The organism is Janthinobacterium sp. PC23-8, from assembly GCF_002250505.1.
GTDB lineage: Bacteria > Pseudomonadota > Gammaproteobacteria > Burkholderiales > Burkholderiaceae_D > Janthinobacterium.
The window spans coordinates 825909-844700 of the sequence record NZ_NJGY01000001.1; the positions used below are offsets into that span (position 1 = coordinate 825909).

11 protein-coding genes are annotated in these 18792 nt (G+C 66.3%); 5 read left to right on the forward strand and 6 right to left on the reverse strand.

The window, feature by feature from the left end:
* From CD932_RS03635 to CD932_RS28680, 4 genes are all read right to left on the reverse strand, one after another.
* Positions 1–7473, reverse strand: a 7473-nt coding sequence (locus CD932_RS03635) for a non-ribosomal peptide synthetase (protein ID WP_141213168.1), incomplete at its 3' end; no start/stop codon positions are given.
* A 76-nt stretch (positions 7474–7549) separates the two neighbouring features.
* Positions 7550–7765: an MbtH family NRPS accessory protein gene (locus tag CD932_RS03640; RefSeq protein WP_094441438.1), complete on the reverse strand. Its 216-nt coding sequence runs from the start codon at positions 7763–7765 to the stop codon at positions 7550–7552.
* A gap of 218 nt (positions 7766–7983) precedes the next feature.
* Complete coding sequence (locus CD932_RS03645; RefSeq protein WP_176460869.1) at positions 7984–8505, reverse strand: YcjF family protein; 522 nt, start codon at positions 8503–8505, stop codon at positions 7984–7986.
* A complete protein-coding gene (locus tag CD932_RS28680; protein ID WP_176460870.1) occupies positions 8468–8761 on the reverse strand; it encodes a hypothetical protein in 294 nt (97 codons plus the stop codon). The genes CD932_RS03645 and CD932_RS28680 overlap by 38 nt, the downstream gene beginning before the upstream one ends.
* 429 nt (positions 8762–9190) lie before the next feature.
* Between CD932_RS28680 and CD932_RS28025 the strand changes: the two genes are divergently transcribed.
* Genes CD932_RS28025 through CD932_RS03660 form a run of 4 tightly spaced genes read left to right on the forward strand, consistent with a single transcriptional unit; the run spans position 9191 to position 13359 of the window.
* Complete coding sequence (locus CD932_RS28025) at positions 9191–9370, forward strand: hypothetical protein (RefSeq protein WP_141213169.1); 180 nt, start codon at positions 9191–9193, stop codon at positions 9368–9370.
* 43 nt (positions 9371–9413) lie between these two features.
* Positions 9414–11036: a cyclic peptide export ABC transporter gene (locus CD932_RS03650; RefSeq protein ID WP_094441440.1), complete on the forward strand. Its 1623-nt coding sequence runs from the start codon at positions 9414–9416 to the stop codon at positions 11034–11036.
* Positions 11023–12114 (forward strand): prohibitin family protein, encoded by a 1092-nt coding sequence (locus tag CD932_RS03655; protein ID WP_094441441.1) that lies wholly within the window; start codon positions 11023–11025, stop codon positions 12112–12114. The genes CD932_RS03650 and CD932_RS03655 overlap by 14 nt, the downstream gene beginning before the upstream one ends.
* A 27-nt stretch (positions 12115–12141) precedes the next feature.
* Entirely contained in the window at positions 12142–13359 is a 1218-nt protein-coding gene (locus tag CD932_RS03660) for an outer membrane beta-barrel protein (RefSeq protein WP_094441442.1), read from the forward strand.
* A gap of 9 nt (positions 13360–13368) precedes the next feature.
* Here the strand turns inward: CD932_RS03660 and CD932_RS03665 are convergent, their stop codons facing one another.
* Together CD932_RS03665 and CD932_RS03670 are read right to left on the reverse strand one after the other, a co-directional pair.
* Positions 13369–13839, reverse strand: a complete 471-nt coding sequence (locus CD932_RS03665; protein ID WP_094441443.1) for a DUF1854 domain-containing protein — start codon at positions 13837–13839, stop codon at positions 13369–13371.
* Between the two features lie 2 nt (positions 13840–13841).
* The gene (locus CD932_RS03670; protein ID WP_217907229.1) at positions 13842–16115 is read right to left on the reverse strand and encodes an ABC transporter ATP-binding protein; all 2274 of its coding nucleotides are present in this window, start codon (positions 16113–16115) and stop codon (positions 13842–13844) included.
* Positions 16116–16594: 479 nt separating this feature from the next.
* Here CD932_RS03670 and cphA point away from each other — a divergent pair, with 479 nt between their 5' ends.
* Positions 16595–18772, forward strand: a complete 2178-nt coding sequence (gene cphA / locus CD932_RS03675; protein ID WP_094441444.1) for a cyanophycin synthetase — start codon at positions 16595–16597, stop codon at positions 18770–18772.
* Positions 18773–18792: the final 20 nt, after the last annotated feature.

The window sequence follows — 18792 nt, forward strand, 5'->3', positions numbered from 1 at the left end:
GGGCGGCGGCGCCAGCGGGGCCTCGGTCGGCGCCAGCGCCATGGCGCGCGCCAGCGCCAGCGGCGTGCCGGCTTGCATGATGTCGCGCGGTTGCAGGTGGTAGCCGGCGCCGCGCAGGCGCGAGGCAATCCGCATGGCCGAGATGCTGTCGCCGCCAGCGGCGTAAAAATCGGTCGCGGCCGTCACCTGGGCCAGACCCAGCGTATCGGCCCAGGCTGCGATCACTGCGGCCAGCACGTCCGCGTCATGCGCCGCAGCACCGGCACCGCCGGCATCGGCGGCGGCCAGCGGCTGCGGTGGCGGCAAGCGCCGCATGTCAACCTTGCCCGACGCGTTCAGCGGCCACTCGGGCACCAGCGCCCACAAGGCGGGCAGCATGGCGGGTGTCAGCAGGCGCGCCGCCGCGTGCGCCAGCAGCGCCAGGTCGAGCTGGCCGTGCGGGTCCTCGATCCAGGCCGCCAGCCGCATCGGCTGCAGGCCTTCGCGCCAGGCGCCGACGCGGACCCTGCGCGCGCCAGGCAGGCCGGCAAGCACCGCCTCGACTTCGCCCGGTTCGATGCGCTGGCCGCGCACCTTGATCTGCTCATCGCGCCGCCCGGCGTACACCAGCCGGCCATCGCCAAGGCGGCAGGCCAGGTCGCCGCTGCGGTACAGGCGCTGGCCGGGCTGGCTACCCGACGGATCGGGCACGAAGGCCGCCGCGCTCAGGCCGGGCTGGCCGCGATAGCCGCGCGCCAGGCCCGGCCCACCGAGATACAGTTCGCCGATCACGCCGTCGTCCACCGGCCGCATCCAGCCATCGAACAGGTGCATCGTCACGCCGGCCATCGGCCAGCCCAGCACCGGATCGCCCTCGCCATGCCACGTTTCCATCGAAGCGCAGACCGACGCTTCGGTCGGGCCATACGCATTGATCAGGCGGCGCCCGGGCGCGCGCCACGGCAGCAGTTGCGCCGCGCTGGTGCGTTCGCCGGCGACGAGCAGGGTATGCACGCTGTCCAGCGCCGACGGCGCCAGCGAGGCCAGCAACGAAGGCGGCAAGGTGATATGGGTCGGCCGATGGCGCCGCAGGTCGGCCTCGAAGTCGATATCGAGCACGCCGCGCCCGCCGTCCGGCAGGCAGAGCATGGCGCCGGCGCCAAAGGCCATCAGGATTTCCGAGATGGCAGCGTCGAAGCCGATCGAGGCAAACTGATAGATGCGCGCATCGCTGCCGATGCGGCAGGCATCCTGCTGCGCCCGCATCAGGTTGTGCAGGCCGCGCTGACTCACTTCCACGCCCTTCGGCACGCCGCTCGATCCCGAGGTATAGATCACATAGGCCAGCGCATCGACGCTGGCGGCCGTGCGCACGCGCGCCGTGGCGGGCGCCGCCAGCAAGGTATCGAGCGCAACGCAGGCCATGCCCTCCGGCGCGCTGGCGCCATGCGCATCGGCAAGCAGCAGGGCCGCGCCCGAGCGGGCCAGGGTCGCCTGCAGGCGCGCCGGCGGCAGATCGGCGTCGAGCGGCAGGAAGGCCGCGCCCGCCTTGGCCACGCCGAGCAGGCAGGCGATCAGCTGCGGCGTGCGGCGCGCGCACAGCGCCACCAGCGTTTCGGCGCCAATGCCGCGCCGCTGCAGTTCGGCGCAAGCGCGCTCGGCCTGGGCGTCGAGCTCGCGGTAGCTCCAGCGCTGCTCACCGCAGGCCAGCGCCGGCGCCTCCGGAAACGCCTGCGCGCTGCGCTCGAAGATATCGACCAGGCCGGGACTGCCTTCCGAACCTGACCCGGCCGGCTCGCCGGACGGCGCGGACGGCGCTGGCATCAAGGGCAGGCCAACGGCATGCAGCGGCGTGCCGGCCAGGGCCTGCAGCGTGGCATGCAGCCGGCCCAGCAGCGCTTGCCCGAAGGCGGCGCCGACGCCGCCGCGCAGCGCCAGGCGCAAGGCGATGCCGGTGCCGGGCAGCACCGCCAGCGTTACCGGATAATGGGCCCGTTCCGCCATGTCGATGCCGCTCACGGTCAGCTCGCGGCCAGCCAGCGCGCCGTGCGGATAGTTTTCAAATACATACAGCGTGTCGAACAGCTCCTGGCCTGGCTGGCCGGCCAGGCGCTGCAGCGCCGGCAGCGCCATGCCGGCGTGCGCCTGCATGCTTGCCAGGGTCAGCTGGACGCGCTGCGCCAGGGCAATCAGGGATTCGGCCGGATCGAGCGCAACGGCCATCGGCAGCGTGTTGATGGCCAGTCCAACCAGCTGTTCGATGCCGGCCAGCGGCGCGTCGCGCCCGGAGACGGTCACGCCGAAACAGGGCGTGGCGGTATCCGAGCAGGCCGCCACCGTCAGGGTCCACGCCGTCAGGAACAGGCAATTCAAAGTCAATCCATGGCTGGCCGCCAGCGCGCCCAGTTCGGCGCCCAGGGCCGGCGCCAGCGTCAGCGCCAGGTCGGCGTCGGCGCCATCGGTCGGGCCGCGTTCGGTCGGGCCGCGTTCGGTCGGGCCGCGCTCGGCCGGGCCGCGCGCCAGACGGCACGGACCGTCCAGCGGCGCCAGCAGAACCTGCCAGGCCGCCTGCGCGGCGGCGGCATCGCGCGACAGGCGATAGCGCACCAGGTCCGCTGGCGTACAGGCCGGCGCCGTCGGCAGATCGTGGTCCGCGTCGTACAGCGCCAGCAGATCGGCCAGCACCACCGGCAGCGACCAGCCGTCGACGATGGCGTGGTGATGGGTCCAGCCGAAGGCCCAGCGCTGCTGGTCCAGCCGCGCCAGCAACAGCCGCATCAGCGGCGCCTTGTCGAGCGCAAACGGCTTGCGATGATCGACCGCCAGCGCCTGGCGCAAAGCCTGTTCGGCGCTGGCGGCGTCGAGTCCGCGCAGATCGATCTGGCGCAACGGCAGCGCTGCGGCCGGCTCGACCTGCTGGCGCACGCGGCCATCGCCCTGCCAGTAGAAACGGGTGCGCAAGGCGGTGTGGCGGCGCAGCAGCGCCTCCCAGGCCGCCGCGAAGCGCGCCGGCTCCAGCGCGCCGTCGATCTGGCCGCGCACCTGGCCCAGGTAGCTGGGCAGATGGGTGCCGGCGTCGTTGGCGGCGTGGTAGACCAGCCCTTCCTGCAACGCCAGCACCGGCAGGCGCGGGCCGCCGTGCAACAGCTGCTGCGCCAGTTGCGCCAGCGCCGTGGCGATCGCCGCCAGCCAGGCGTCGACTTGCGGGCCCTGGTGCAGCGCGCCATGGTACAGCCATTGCAGATGCAGGCCGGCGCCATCGGACCAGGCCAGCAGGTCATGCGCGAACGGCCGCCCGCCATGCGGATCGTGCAACGCCAGCTCGGGCAGCGGCAGCAGCGTCATGCCGGCCACGCTGGGCGCAGTAGCGAAGTTCCCCAGGTAATTGAAGGAAATCGCCGGCAGCTGGCGCGCGTCAGGCGCCATCGCCGGGCGCAGCGCCAGCCAGTCGGCGGCGCGCGGCGTCCACGCGGCCAGCGCGTCGACGACATTGGCCAGCCAGTCGAGCGGACCGGCCTGTGGCGGCGCCGTCAGCAACAGCGGTGCGATCACGGTAAACCAGCCCACCTCGGCGCCTGCGCCGGCGTCGCGCGCGTCCAGGTCGCGGCCGTGCTGTTCCAGCGCCAGGGCGATATCGGCGCGCCCGCTGATGGCGCACAAGGCCTGCGCCGTCGCCGCCAGCAGCAGTTCCTCCAGGCGCAAGCCGTGCTTTTGTGCTTCCCGCACGGCGTGCCAGGTGGCACCATCGATCAGCAGGCTGCGCTTGCACTGCGCGCCATAGCTGCCGGCGGCGCCATCGAACGGCGCCGGCGCGCCGGCGTCGGACCAGTGCGGCCATGGCGCCGGCGCCGATCCGGAACGCGCCGCCAGGCGACGCGCGCGCGTCGATACGGGCGCTGCGGCCGGCGCCTGCACGCCCGCCAGCGCGGCGCCCAGGCCGCCCAGCAGCACATGCCAGGACAGCGCATCGACCGCCAGATGGTGCACCAGCCACAGCAGCCGCGCCGGACCGGCGCCAGCCTCGATCCAGGCACAGGCCGACAGCGCGTCATCGGCGATGCCGATATGGCGCTGCGCCAGTTGTACCGCTTCGGCGTCGCTGCTGCCGGCCGGCAGCGACAGCCACACGTGGCGCGGTGCCGACCAGTCCTGCTCCACGCGCCAGGCGGCGCCATCGGCGCGCCAGCGCCAGAAAAACGCGGCGTGGCGGCGCACTTGGCGCGCCACGGCGTCGGCTACCTGCGGCTGCGTCAGCGAAGCGTCAAATTCCAGCGCCACGGCCTGGTTCCAATGGTTGCGCTCAGCCAGCGGCAAATCGAAAAACCACGCCTCGATCGGCGTCAGGCGCGCATCGAAGCCATCGCCGTCCTGGCCCTGAGCCACCGCCTGGCCCAGCAGCGGCGCCAGCGCCGCCGGCGTCGGATGCTGGAAGATCTCGCGCGCGCTGCAGGCATGGCCCTGCTCCCTGATGCGCGCCACCAGGCGCAGCGCCAGGATGCTGTCGCCGCCGAGTGCAAAGAAATTGTCGTCCCGGCCCACCTGCGTGCGCCCCAGCACTTCCTGCCACAGGCCGGCCAGCAGCCGTTCCAGCGCCGTGCGCGGCGCCGCCTGCGCCAGCGTCGGCGCCACCCGCTGCGGCTGCGCCAGCGCGGCGCGATCGAGCTTGCCGTTGGCCGTCAATGGCAGCCGTTCCAGCCACAGCAGCGCCGACGGCAGCATATGCTCGGGCAAGCGCTCGCCCAGCCAGCCGCGCAGCGCTTCCTCCGCCACCTCGCCCCCGGGCGAGACCGGCGTCAGCCACGCCACCAGGCGCTTGCCGCCGTCGCCGTCCAGCGCCAGCACCACCGCATCGCGCACCTGCGGATGCGACCCCAGCGCGCTCTCGATCTCGCCCAGTTCGATGCGGTAGCCGCGTATCTTGACCTGCTGGTCGGCCCGTCCCAGGTATTCCAGTTCGCCGTCCGCGTTCACCCGCCCCAGGTCGCCCGAACGGTACATGCGGCTGCCGTCGGCGGCGAACGGATCGGGCAGGAAGCGCTCGGCGCACAGCGCCGCGCGTCCCAGGTAGCCGCGCGTGACGCCCGCGCCGCCGACATACAGCTCGCCCGTCAGGCCGGCCGCCACCGGCTGCATCGCCGCGTCCAGCAGGTACAGCCGCCAGCCCGGCAGCGCCGCGCCGATCACGCTGCCGCGCGCCAGGTCGCCCTCATTGAGCGTGCGGCTGGTCACATGCACGGTGGTTTCCGTGATGCCGTACATATTGATCAATTCGGTAGCCGCGCCGTGGCGCGCGTACCAGCCGGCCAGCATCGACGGTTCGAGCGCCTCGCCGCCGAAGATCACGCGGCGCAGCGCCAGCGCCGGCGCCGCAGCATCGGCCGCCAGTTGCGCGTCGACCGCCAGCAGCGAACGGAAGGCCGTCGGCGTCTGGTTCAGCACCGTCACGCCCTGCTGCGCCAGCAGCGCATGCAGCCGTTCCGGATCGCGGCTGACCGCATGCGGCACCAGCACCAGGCGCGCGCCCAGCAGCAGCGCACCCCAGATTTCCCATACCGAGAAGTCGAAGGCGCAGGAATGGAACAGCGTCCACACGTCGTCGCGCCCGTAGCCGTGCAGCGCCACCGCCGACGCCATCAGGCTGGCCACATTGCCATGGCTGACCACGCAGCCCTTCGGCTGGCCGGTCGAGCCGGAGGTGTAGATCACGTACGCCGCCTGCGCGGCGTGGATCGGCGGCGCGATCCAGGCGTCGGGCGCCGGCGCGCGCGCCAGTTCGTCGAGCAGCAGCAGCGGCGGCGCCGGCCAGTCGGTGCCGGCGGCGGCGGCGGCGAGCGCGGCGGCGCCCTCGGCGTCGGCCAGCACGCAGCCCAATTGCGCGTCGCCGGCCAGGTAGGCCAGGCGCTCGGCCGGATAGCGCGGATCGAGCGGCACATAGGCCGCGCCGGCGGCCAGGATGCCCAGCAGCCCGGCGATCAGGCCGGCGTGGCGGCCGGCTGCCAGGCCGACCCGGCTCTCGGCGCCCAGCGCGCGCGCCGCCAGGGCCGCGCCGATGCGGCGCGCCTGCTGGTGCAGTTCGGCGTAGCTGACATGGCGGCCGTCGGCGTCGACCAGCGCCGTCGCTGCGCCGTCGCGCAAGGCCTGCGCCTCGAAGCCGCGCCACAGGTCGGCCACCGCGCCAGCAGGCAGGGCGGCCTGCGGCATCGGCGCCGCCAGGCCGCCTTCGGCGAGCCTGCCGTCGAGCAGGGCCAGCCAGTCGTCGCGCAGCGCCTGGGCCGTGGCGTCGGTAAAGTAAGACAGGTTGAAATACAGGTCGAAGTCGACCTCCTCGCCTTCCTGGTACTCGCGCAGATAGATCTGCAGCGGCCGGCGCTGTTGCAACGGGCTGAACGCCGCCACCCTGTGCGTACAAGCAGGAAACATATCGGTGTAATCATGCCGTTCGAACGACAGCGTCGCTTCGACGAAACCGGCGCCGCCGTCTTCCTGGCTCCACGGCCGCGCGATGTCATTGGGCGTGATGCGCGCATGCCGGTAGTCGGCGCGCTGCTGCTCGGCCACGCGCGCCGCCAGCTGCGCCAATGACTGCTGCGGCTCCACCGTCACCGCCAGCGGCACCACATTGGCGAACAGGCCCATGGTCTGCTTGTGGCGCACGGTGCGCCGTCCCAGCAAGGGCATGCCGAGTACCGGGCGGGTCACGCCGCCATGGCGCGCCAGCGTCATCAGCAAGGCTGCAGTGATCCAGGGCACCAGCGACACGCCAGCCGCGCTGGCATCGCGGCCCCATTGGGCGTAACGGCTCCAGGCGACCGGACTTGCCAGCATGCGCGAGGCCAGCTGGAACGGCTTGATCGGTGCAAACAGCGGCTGCGGGGCGCTCGGAAAACGCTGCTGCCAATAGGACAGCGAGCGCTGGCGCGCGCTGCCTTCCTCCCACAGGCGCTCTTCGGCGACATATTCCAGGAACGACGGCGCCGGCTGCGCGGCATCGGCCAGCTGCTGCATGTCCTGCGCCAGATGCTGCTGCATGTCCTGCGCCAGCTGCTTGAACAGCAGCGAAAAACTCCACCCGTCGAGCAGCGCATGGGCGCCATAGCACAGCCAGACATGGTGCCCGGCGTCGATGCGGATCAGATAATTGCGCATCAATGCGGCATCGCCGGCAAGCTCGATCGGGGTGGCGAACTGCTGCGCAATAAACGCCCTGGCGCGCGCCGCGCCGTCCGCATGGGCCGAATAATCGACCATTTGCATCATGGCCGCCGTCCGCGCCACCGGCCGGTGGCCGATATGCTCGGCACTGATGGTCAGGCCAAGGCCGAATATCTCGTGCCGCGCGACCAGGCGCGCCGCGCCCTGGCACATCGCCGCAGTATCGAGCGGGCCGTGTATGGTGGCGGTACCACCGGTGTTGCCCAGGCTCGATTCAGGGTGGAGCAGGCTAACCAGTATCAATTCGCGCTGCGCGCGCGTGACGGGATGGGAGGCGGTCATAAGAGGTTCAATCGCGTAATGGAAACAGGAATGTCGGCGGCGCCAGCACGGCGGGAAGCGGCGGCGCCACGGCGCCTCAGGCGCCCATGTGTTTTCGCAGGCTCAACGGACGCATGTCGGTCCACACTTCGGTGATATGCGCCAGGCAGTCGTCGCGGCTGCCATGCTTGCCGGCATCAAACCAGCCCAGCGGCAATTCGCGATATTCCGGCCAGATCGAATATTGCTCTTCGTGATTGATCACCACGATGTAACGGTCCTGTTTTGCATCTGCTGTACTTGTGCTGTCCATGATGTGATTTTTAAATGAGATGAATGGAAATCGGCGGCTGCCAGGGCATGTGCGGCGCTGGCGCCACACCAGGCCCGGCTCTGACGGCCCGGCAAACCGGCAGATGGTCTTGAGGGCTCGCCGGGCACACTGATGACGGTGGTCGACCATGCTTGCCTGCGTACGTCCGCGCTGCTCAACAAGATCACAGGTCGCTCGTCATGCCTTTCGCGCTGGCGTCAGGCCGCAGCGACGGTAGCCGATGCAGTCTTCGCGTCCTGCTCGGCCTTTTCCAGCTCGGTACGGTAAAAGCTGCGCATTTCGATCGGATCGAAATCGAGCAAGGTACCGCCAGCTTCGAAATGGCTGATAAAGACGCGGCCCAGTGCCACGGTGGTCGCGTAAGCGATTGCCGGCTGGGTCACGACGCCAAGGAAGGAGCCAACCACCGGGATCGCGCGTACTGCCGAGCCGACCACGCCCGCTGCCAGCGAAGTGGTGGCGACACCGCCAACGAGCGAGCCGACCAATACCTTGATGCGCTCTTTCTGGAACGACACACCGTACTGGCCGGACAGGTCATGCAGCATTTTTACCTGCACGCCGGTCACCGCGGCGATGTCCAGGATACTGAACGGCACCAGGCCGGCCAGCAGGGACCACTGGGCATAACGCACGACGGTGCGTTCCGCGCCCAGCAAACGGTGCGATTCAGCGCCCAGGTCAGCGCGCTTTTGCGGTACCACTTCTGGTTCCAACATTTCCATACTCCTCAATAATGACGCATAAAAAAAATACCTCCCTTACAGACTCAAAGCGCATAGCCTCGACCGTTACGCAAAAAATCCTTTTAAATCCTAGCACGTAAACATTGCGATACACAATCACCCAATTCTCACCAAAAATAAAATAAAGCCATCCCGGATTCATTTCATCACCCAATCCATCCCCGCTCCCCCACGCCCACAGCAATTGCATACGCACTATCGGCAAAAAAAATCTATCCAATTGTTTCATGATAAAAAAATTTTAAATTAGTTTATAAATGAATATTTTCAAAGAATCAATCACCCGCCTACCCCGGCCGCCCCCATCACATCGCCCAACCGGCATGAACAGCCACCACTGGCATCTTCGATGGAAAAATCGCGCGACTGCGACAATACAAGCCTGCTTTTTTCACGGCCTCCTGGCGGCACATGCAAACGAAATAAACAATAAAGCAATCCCTGTCACCAACTGCCAGCATGATGCAAACCACGTTTTTAATTTTTATGATGGACTCTTGTTTCGAAACTTTAATGCATGCTAGTATTGCGCCCTGAAATGTTCCGCACCACCTTAATCATCCGGCACTTTTCATATTCCAACAAATATTAAAGAAACAATTGGTTAGTTTTCACAAAAATAATTACCCATATTTGCTTGTTCAAGGAGCTGCCGCACATGCTTTCACCACTTCTGTTGGCCGGATATCTGATGGGATGCCTGTTCGTCGGCCTGTTCGGCATCCATCGCCGCATCGGCTTCATCGGCTTTTTCATCCTGTCGCTGCTGCTTACGCCACCCATCACCTTGCTGCTGCTGGTACTGACGCGCGCCAAGCCGGCCCGCAGGTCGCTGTGAAGGCGCCGCTCCTGCGCCAGCATCGACATGGCGGAGCCCGCTCATGAGTTTTCTGCATCTGCTCAAGGCCGAAGGGCTGCGCATTACGCAGCGCAAACTGCTGGTGATGGTGGCGATCTCCGGCATTACCAGCGCCGGCGTGCTCGCCTCGGTCAATTACGCCGCCAAGGAGATTGCCAAGGGAAAACAGGCAACCCTGGCGTTTTTCATCTTCATGGTGCTGGTGCTGCTCAATATCGTCGCCACCCGCTTCGTCATCCGCGTCACCACCGCCGAAGTCGAGCATGTGGTGCACCGGCTGCGCCTGCGCCTGACCGGCAAGCTGCGCAATGCGCAGCTCAGTACGCTGGAAAAACTCGGGCCCGGCGTGCTGTACGCGGCCATCGGCAAGGACACGCAAACGCTGTCGCAACTGGCATCGGTGCTGACCAATGCGGCGCAATCGGTGGTGCTGATTTTTTTTGGCGCGCTGTATCTGGCCTGGCTGTCGCCGATGGCGCTGGCGGTGGCAACCGGCTTTGTCGCGCTGGCGGGCGGCATGTACCTGCTGAAAAGCCGCCAGCTCAACGAGGCCTTGAGCGACTCGGGACAGCTGGAAAACCGCCTGTTTGACCGGGTTTCCGACTTTGTCGACGGCTTCAAGGAAACGCGCATGAATCGCGGCCGCAGCGATGAGCTGTTCGGGCACTTTGCGGAAGAATCGGAGGCAGCGGCGCGCGCCCGCATTACCGCCATGACGGCGCTGGGCAGCATTATCGTGTTTGCCCAGACCACCCTGTTCCTGCTGGTGGGCACCATGGTCTTTGTCGTGCCCATCCTGTCGACGGGATTTTCCTCGCAGGTGGTGCAGACGGCCACCGTGGTGCTGTTCCTGTTTGGCCCGATCTCGGCGGTGGTCGGCTCGGTGCCGTCGATGGCCACCGCCGACATGGCGGCGCGCAACCTGAGCCAGGTCGAAGCGGCGCTCGACAGCGGCGGCGTACCGCAGGCGCCCGATGTGGTGGCGCCGCCGTTCGAGACGCTGACCATGCGCGATATCGTCTACACCCACCACGATATGGCAGGCCGCCACAGCTTCAAGCTCGGACCGATCGACTTCTCGCTGCGGCGTGGCGAAACGGTTTTCATCACCGGTGGCAATGGCTCGGGCAAGACCACCTTCCTGAAGATCCTGACCGGACTGTACCAGCCCGATAGCGGCAGCATCCACCTGGCCGACAGCGAGGTGACGCAGGCCGATGGCCAGGCCTACCGCGAGCTGTTTTCCGTGGTATTCAACGATCCGCACTTGTTCCGCCGCCTGTACGGCCTCACCCCACAGGCGCGCGAGCGCGTGCCGGCACTGCTGGAGCGGCTGGAAATGGTGGGCAAGGTGCGCCTGGTCGACGACAGTTTCGACACGCTAGACCTGTCCTCGGGCCAGCGCAAGCGGCTGGCGCTGCTGGTGGCGCTGCTGGAAGACAAGCCGATCATGATCCTCGACGAATGGGCCGCCGACCAGGACCCGGTATTCCGCATGAAGTTCTATCGCGAGCTGCTGCCCGAATTCAAGGCTGCCGGCAAGACCATCGTCGCCATCACCCACGACGATGCCTATTTCGATGTCGCGGACCGCCGCATTGCACTCAATTATGGAAGCATAGCAAAGGTTGATGATGAAGTTTGACAAGCCAGACGCGCTCGACAAGGCCAACACGGCCAACGCACTTCCCGCCACGCCCCGTAGCTGGCACCGGAAAACCAGGGACTGGTTCGCGGCGCGCGTCGTCGAACTGACGCTCACCGCGATGGTGCTGCTGACGATCATGGTGGTGCTGTCGCCGCACGTCATCCGCACGGTGCCGGCCGGCCATGTCGGCGTGCTGTGGAAGCGCTTCCAGCAAGGCACGGTGATCGACACCACGTTTGCCGAAGGCACGCACTTCATCCTGCCCTGGAATAAACTGGTGGTGTACGACCTGCGCATGCGCCTCGGTGAAATGACGGTCGACACCCTGATGGCCGACGGCCTGGCCATCAGCGTCAAGGTCGGCTACCGTTTCCGGCTGATCCCCGGCAATGTCGGCCATTTGCACCAGCGGGTGGGGCCGCGTTTCCTGGAAACCCTGCTGGCCCCCGATATCGCCGCCGAAACCCGCTCGGTGCTCGGCGAGGTGAAGGCCGAGGACATGTACTCGGAAAAGCGCAGCGAACTCGAACGCAGGGTGCGCGAGGTCGTCTCGGACAATGTCAACGAAGTGTCCGACAGTGTGGAACCCAAGACGAAACTCGAACTGCTGCACCTGGAAGATGTCCTGATCAGCAGCATCGTGCTGCCGCCCACGGTGCGCCAGGCCATCGAACACAAGAACGAACAGAAGCAGCGCGTCGAAGAATACGCATTTCGCATCAAGGTCGAGGAACTCGAGCGCAACCGCAAGGAAATCGAGGCACAGGGTATCCGCCGCTTCCAGGAAGTGGTCAGCGGCACGCTGACCAACGGCTATCTGCGCCTGCGCGGCATCGATGCGACCATGCAGCTGGCGCAATCGGAGAACTCCAAGGTGGTGGTGGTGGGCGGTGGCGAAAGCGGCATGCCGCTGATCCTCGGCGGCATGGACAACGCGCCATCGACCACGCACACCGACAAGGGCGGCCTGCCCAAGGCAAAGCAGTCCGGCATCATCAGCCGCCCCGCCGGCGATAGCGGCAAGCCGCTGGCCGGCGCGGCGCCGCTGGCGCCGTCCTCGCCGGCCAGGAAATAACCGTCCGACATCACCAAGCGAGCCATCATGTATCCTTCGCCCCCGCACCGCCCTGCCTCCCGCCTGCCCTGCCTGTTGCTGCTGCTGGCGCCGGCCTGCGCGCTGGCCCAGACACCGGCCGCCGGCGCCGCGCAGGCCGGCCTGAGCTTCACGCCACAGTTTCAGGTCGACCAGGAGCTGACCGACAACGCCCTGCTGACCAACCGCGACGCCATCTCGGACCGGCGCACCCGCTATACGGCCACCGTCAACGCCAGTGACAGCGGCGCGCAGCATACGCTGGCGCTGCAGGCGCAGGTGGCGCGCGAAAGCTACGCCAGACTGAAGCAGGAAAGCAGCAACAACTTCGTGCTGTCCGCCAACGGCGAGTGGCTCGCGAGCGGGCAGTTCAAGATGCCATTTTCCCTGTCGGCCACGCGTTCCCATAGCAGGCGCGGCGTGCTCGACGATCCGACCATGCTGGGCCTGACGGAAGTGCGCAACCGAAACGCCATGCTGGGCATCGACTGGAAGCACACCTCGCCCTGGCAGGCCAGCCTGGTGTTGCAGCAAGTTGCGCTCGATTCCGAGGACGTGCAGCACCAGCAAGGCATGCCGCCCACGCGCGACGATCAGGATCGCAAGCAATGGGACGGTTCGCTGCGCGTCGGCTATCAGCTGGCGCCACCGGTGCTGGTATATCTGAAGGCGGTGCGCACGCTGATCAACTACGTGGACCCGTATGATGAAAACCTGCGCCAGCGCAACTCGCATTCGAATACTGTCGTGCTCGGGTTGCAGGGCGCATTGTTGCCGACGCTGACAGGGCAAGTCGAGGCAGGCCGCGCCAGCCACCGCTACCTCGATCCCGCTTTCGGCCACTTCGGCGCACCCATGGCGACCATGGGCCTGTCCTGGCAGGCCAGCGAGCGCCTGGCGGCCACGCTGTCGCTGGGCCGCCTGTTCGTGGAAACCAACCTGCCCGGCTCGCCCGGCGCAAACGTCCGCAGCGCGCAACTGGGCATGGCATGGCAGGCGCTGCCGGCACTGGCCACCACGCTGTCGTATGGCCGGAACCGTTATGACGCCCAGGGGCAGCCCACGCTGCACGCGGTGCAAACCATGGCGCAGCTTGGCGCAAGCTATACAGTCAACCGCCACGCCAGCTTCAAGCTCAACTACGCTCGCACGGTGATCGACGCCTCCGTCAGCGCCTTCAGCTACCGCGACAAGACCACCGCGTTCAGCCTCGTGCTGAGCTACTGAGCCATCGCATTACAGGAAGCGGTCGAGGATTTTGCGCGTGTGCTTGTCGATGGTAAACATGTCGCGGATCAGGAACTGTATCCCGTGACTGTCGGCGATCAGCAGCGACGCCGCGCCGATGCGGCGGATATCTTCTTCGCCTTTGAGCACGAATTGCGTGTCGCCGCGGTCGGTCGCGACGCTCCAGGTGCACGGCGTGGCAAAGCTGGAGACGCTTTTCACGCGCGAGATTTCGGGCATGAATTCGCGCCCTTCCAGCTCTTCCACCAGCAAGGCGCGCGACGCCGGCGGCAAATCGTCCAGCGCATCAATCCACGCCACCTCCTTGCCGTCGCCTTGCACCAGCGAAATGCCTTCGTCGGGCGACTGGATCGGAAACGCGCGCACCGGCGCCACGCCCTCATGCACCTGGCCGTTGGCCGTGGTCATCAACAGCTTGCCGTAAGTGTCGCGGCTTAAGGTAAAAGTAATCTCGGCCATGCTTATTCCTTGTCGTCCAATACCATTTCGGCGGCGTTGCGGGCCTGCGCTTCATACAGGCGGTAATACGCGCCCTCTTTCGCCATCAGCTCGTCGTGGCTGCCCACTTCGACCACCTGGCCACGGTCGAGCACCACCAGGCGGTCGGCCCGGTGCAGGGTCGACAGGCGGTGCGCAATGGCGATCGTGGTGCGGCCCTGCACCAGGTTGTCGAGCGCTTTCTGGATTTCTTTTTCCGTTTCCGAGTCCACCGACGAGGTCGCTTCGTCCATGATCAGGATGCGCGGATCGATCAGCAGGGCGCGCGCGATCGAGATGCGCTGGCGCTCGCCGCCGGACAGGCCCTGGCCGCGTTCGCCAACCATCGAATCGTAGCCTTGCGGCAGTCGCAGGATGAATTCGTGGGCGTGCGCGGCGCGCGCGGCGGCGATGATTTCCTGGCGCGTCGCGTGCGGCTTGCCGTAGGCAATGTTTTCGGCGATGGTGCCGAAGAACAAAAACGGTTCCTGCAGCACCAGGCCGATATGGCGGCGGTAGTCGGACACGGCGAACGAGCGGATATCGACGCCATCGAGCAAAATCGCGCCTTCCGAGACATCATAGAAACGGCAGATCAGGTTGACCAGGGTGCTCTTGCCCGAGCCGCTGTGGCCGACCAGGCCGATCATTTCGCCGGGCTTGATATTGAGCGTGATGCCGCGGTTGACCGCCCGGTTGCCGTAGCGGAAACCGACTTCGCGCAAGTCGATGCGGCCTTCGACCTTGTCCAGCCTGACCGGCTGCGCCGGCTCCGGCACGCTGGAAACATGGTCGAGTATGTCGAAGATGCGCTTGGCGGCCGAGGCCGATTTCTGCGTCACCGACACGATGCGGCTCATGGAATCGAGGCGGCCATAGAAGCGCGTGCTGTAGGCGATAAAGGCGGTCAATACCCCGACCGTGATTTCGCCGCGCGACAGCTGCCAGATGCCGAAGCACCAGATCACCAGTAAACCCATTTCGGTCAGGAAGGAAACGGTGGGCGAAAACAGCGACCACACCTTATTGAGCTTGTCGTTGACGGCCAGGTTGTGCGCATTGGCGTCGCGGAAACGCGCCGCTTCGCGGTGTTCCTGGGCGAACGCTTTCACCACGCGGATGCCGGGAATGGTGTCGGCCAGCACATTGGTCACTTCGCTCCACACGCGGTCGATCTTTTCAAAGCCGGTGCGCAGGCGGTCGCGCACCAGGTGGATCATCCAGGCGATAAACGGCAGCGGGGCCAGGGTCATGATGGCCAGCCACGGGTTCATCGACCATAAAATGGCGCCGGTCATGATGATCATCAGCACGTCGGAGGCGAAGTCGAGCAGGTGCAAGGAGAGGAACACGCAGATGCGGTCGCTGCCGCTGCCGATGCGCGACATCAGGTCGCCCGTGCGCTTGCCGCCGAAAAACTCCAGCGACAATTTCATCAAATGCTCGTAGGTGGCCGAACGCAGGTCGGCGCCCATGCGCTCGGACACCAGCGCCAGCACATAGGTCTTGCCCCAGCCCAGCAGCCAGGCCAGCAGGGCCGAACCGAGCAGGCCGGCCATGTAATACACCACCAGCCAGGAGTCGATCTTCTGCCCGTTCTGGTACGGGATCAGCACATTGTCCATCAGCGGCGCCGTCAGGTAGGGCGGTATCATGTGCGCGGCGGTGCTGAGCAGCATCAGCAGGAAACCGAGCGCCAGCTGGCCGCGATACGGATGGGCGAAGCGCCACAGGCGAAACAGGGTCCAGGTCGATGGCGGCGTATGCAGCACCTTGGCGCAGATCGGGCACTCCTCCTGGTCCGGTTCGAGCGGCGCCTTGCAGCTGGGGCACACTTCCTGCTCGGCCGGCAAGACCGGCTGGCCCGTCAGGTGGCTGTCGAGGCGCTCGACGAATTGCTCCAGCACCCGGATCGCGTGCAGGTTCTGGCCCAGCGTAAAACGCCACGCGGCCAGGCGGCCATGGTCATCGAACAATTCCAGGTGGCCGACACCGGCGTGGTCGTGGTGTACCAGGCGCAAGCCGGGACGGTAGGACCAGTGTTGCCACTCGGTCTGGCCGGGGGTGCGCGCCAGCAAGCGCTTCTCCGTGACAACAATTATGCCTTTTGTGAAACGTAATCGCGCGTCGAGGTCAACCTCCACGCCAGTTAAAACGTTCTCCCCAGCAAGCAGATGCTTTTCCACCTGCGCCAGCCAGTGATCGGGCAGCGCGGTGGCGGGGGTGGTTACTGCGGGAACTATCAGTTCAGTTGTCATCGTAAAGCATGCTCCGGCTCATGGCCTGGCCCTCGAAGGGCGGATTGGGGGGTGAAAGCTGCCTGTCATTGGGGTTTGCAGCGGGACGGCGGCTGGCAGATATACCAGTGGCAATTTCCTGTATTGTATCGAATGGATGCCTGCAGGTAAGGTATGGATTAGCAAACTGATCAGGAAGGGCCAGGTGGATGCTGCGCTTTTGCAACGCCAGGCTGAAGTATACAACAAGGTGCCGTTGCGCAAATGATGCAAGTGAGGGGCAAGACAGGGCAATAATGGCAGGCAAGGCAAGGATTCGTAACAATTAGAAACGTAACTCCAGCAGAATAGTAGAAGCAACCGCGACAAGAGCCTGCTAAAAGTGGCACACTGCGCATACCCGGGATAAAGAACCAAGCACGAGACTGAAAAGTCTCTGTAGAGCCACCATAAAGTATCTGGCGCCCAGACGCCTGGCTTGTTATCAAGAAACCACTTACATGATCAAGAAGAAGAACATCGAATTTGTCCGCGTCACCCACTTGCGCGGCCCCAATATCTGGACCTATCGTCCGGTGATCGAGGCCTGGGTCGATATCGGCGAACTGGAAGACTACCCGTCCAACACCCTGCCCGGCCTGTACGAGCGGCTCGTCGCATGGCTGCCCGGCATGATCGAGCACCGCTGCGGCGTGGGCGAGCGCGGCGGCTTTTTCGCGCGCCTGCGCGAAGGCACCTGGGCGGCCCACATCCTCGAGCACGTGGTGCTGGAACTGCAAAACCTGGCCGGCATGCGTACCGGTTTCGGCCAGACGCGTTCGACCAGCCAGCGCGGCGTCTATAAAATGGCCTTCCGCACGCGCGAGGAACAGGTCGGCCGCGCCTGCCTGGAAACCGGGCGCGCGGTGCTGATGGCCGCCATCAACGACACCGCATTCGACCTGGAAGCGGCGCTGGCGCCGCTGCGCGACATGGTCGACGCGCGCTGCCTGGGCCCGAGCACGGCAAATATCGTCGATGCCGCCACCGAACGCCGCATTCCTTCGTTGCGCCTGAACGACGGCAACCTGGTGCAACTGGGCCATGGCGCCGCGCAGCGCCGCATCTGGACCGCCGAAACCGACCGCACCAGCGCGATTGCCGAAGGCATCGCCAGCGACAAGGACCTGACCAAGTTCCTGTTGAAATCGTGCGGCGTGCCCGTACCCGAAGGCAGCCTGGTGCGCAGCGCCGAAGCGGCCTGGGAAGAAGCACAGGATATCGGCGTGCCGGTGGTGGTCAAACCGTATGACGGCAACCATGGCCGTGGCGTGTCGCTCAACCTCATGACGGAGGCCGACGTGAAGGCTGCCTATGCCCTGGCCGCGCGCCAGGGCGACAGCTCGGCCGTGATTGTCGAAAGTTTCATTACCGGCGACGAACACCGTCTGCTGGTGGTCGGCAACAAGCTGGTCGCCGCCGCCAAGGGCGAATCGCTGTGGGTCGATGGCGACGGCGTGTCGACCATCTTGCAACTGGTCGACGCCCAGATCAATACCGATCCGCGCCGCGGCGACGGCGAAGATTTCCCGCTCGGCACCGTCAGGCCGCATGAATCGGGCGAGATCGTGCTCGAGTTGCAGCGCCAGGGCATGACCTCGCAATCGATCCCGCAAGCCGGCCAGCAAGTGCTGATCCAGCCGAACGGCAACGTCGCCATCGACGTCACCGACGAGGTCCACCCTTCGGTGGCGCATGCGGTGCTGCTGGCCGCGCGCGTGGTCGGCCTCGATATCGCCGGCATCGACCTGGTCACCAAGGACATCACGCGCCCGCTCGAAGAGCAGCGCGGCGCCATTATCGAAGTGAACGCCAGCCCGGGCCTCTTGGCCCATATCAAGCCGGGCGTGGGCAAGCCGCGCGCCGTCGGTGCGGCAATTGTCGACCATCTGTTCGAGCCTGACGAAACGGGCCGCATCCCGCTGATCGGCGTGACCGGCACGCGCGGCGCCAGCCTGATCGTGCGCATGCTGTGCAAACTGCTCAACCTGTCGGGCCTGCACACGGGCGCCGTCTGCGGCGAAGGCATGTTCCTCGACCAGCGCCGCGTGGTCAGCGGCAATTGCGTCAACTGGGACGCGGGCCAGCGCTTGCTGCTCAACCGCACCGTGCAGACCGCCCTGTTCGAAAGCAATCCGCGCATGATCCTGGCCGAAGGCCTGGCCTATGACCGCTGCCAGATCGGCATCGTCACCGACATGGGCAGCCTGGAGGACGTCAAGGATTTCGACATCCTCGACGAGATGGGACTGCACAAGGCCGTGCGCAGCCAGGTCGACGTGGTGTTGCCGACCGGCGTGGCGGTGCTCAATGCCGCGCAAGCGCAGGTGCTGGAACTGGCCGCGCTGTGCGACGGCAGCGTCACCTTGTACGCCCAGGACGGCAGCCTGCCCGGCATCGTGGCGCACCTGGCCGAGGGTTTGCGCGCCGTTTTCGTGCGCGGCAACCATATCGTGCTGGCCGAAGGCGGCATCGAAATCGTGCTGCTGTGCCTGGACCTGCTCAAACCGGCCACCGCCGGCAACGTCGACAGCGTGCTGGCGGTCGCCGCCGCCGCCTGGTCGCTGGACCTGTCCACCGACCTTATTTGCGCGGGGCTGCGCACGTTTGACGCGGCGCCCGGCTGTATCGGCAATTAAGCGATAACCAGGCTCGGCAT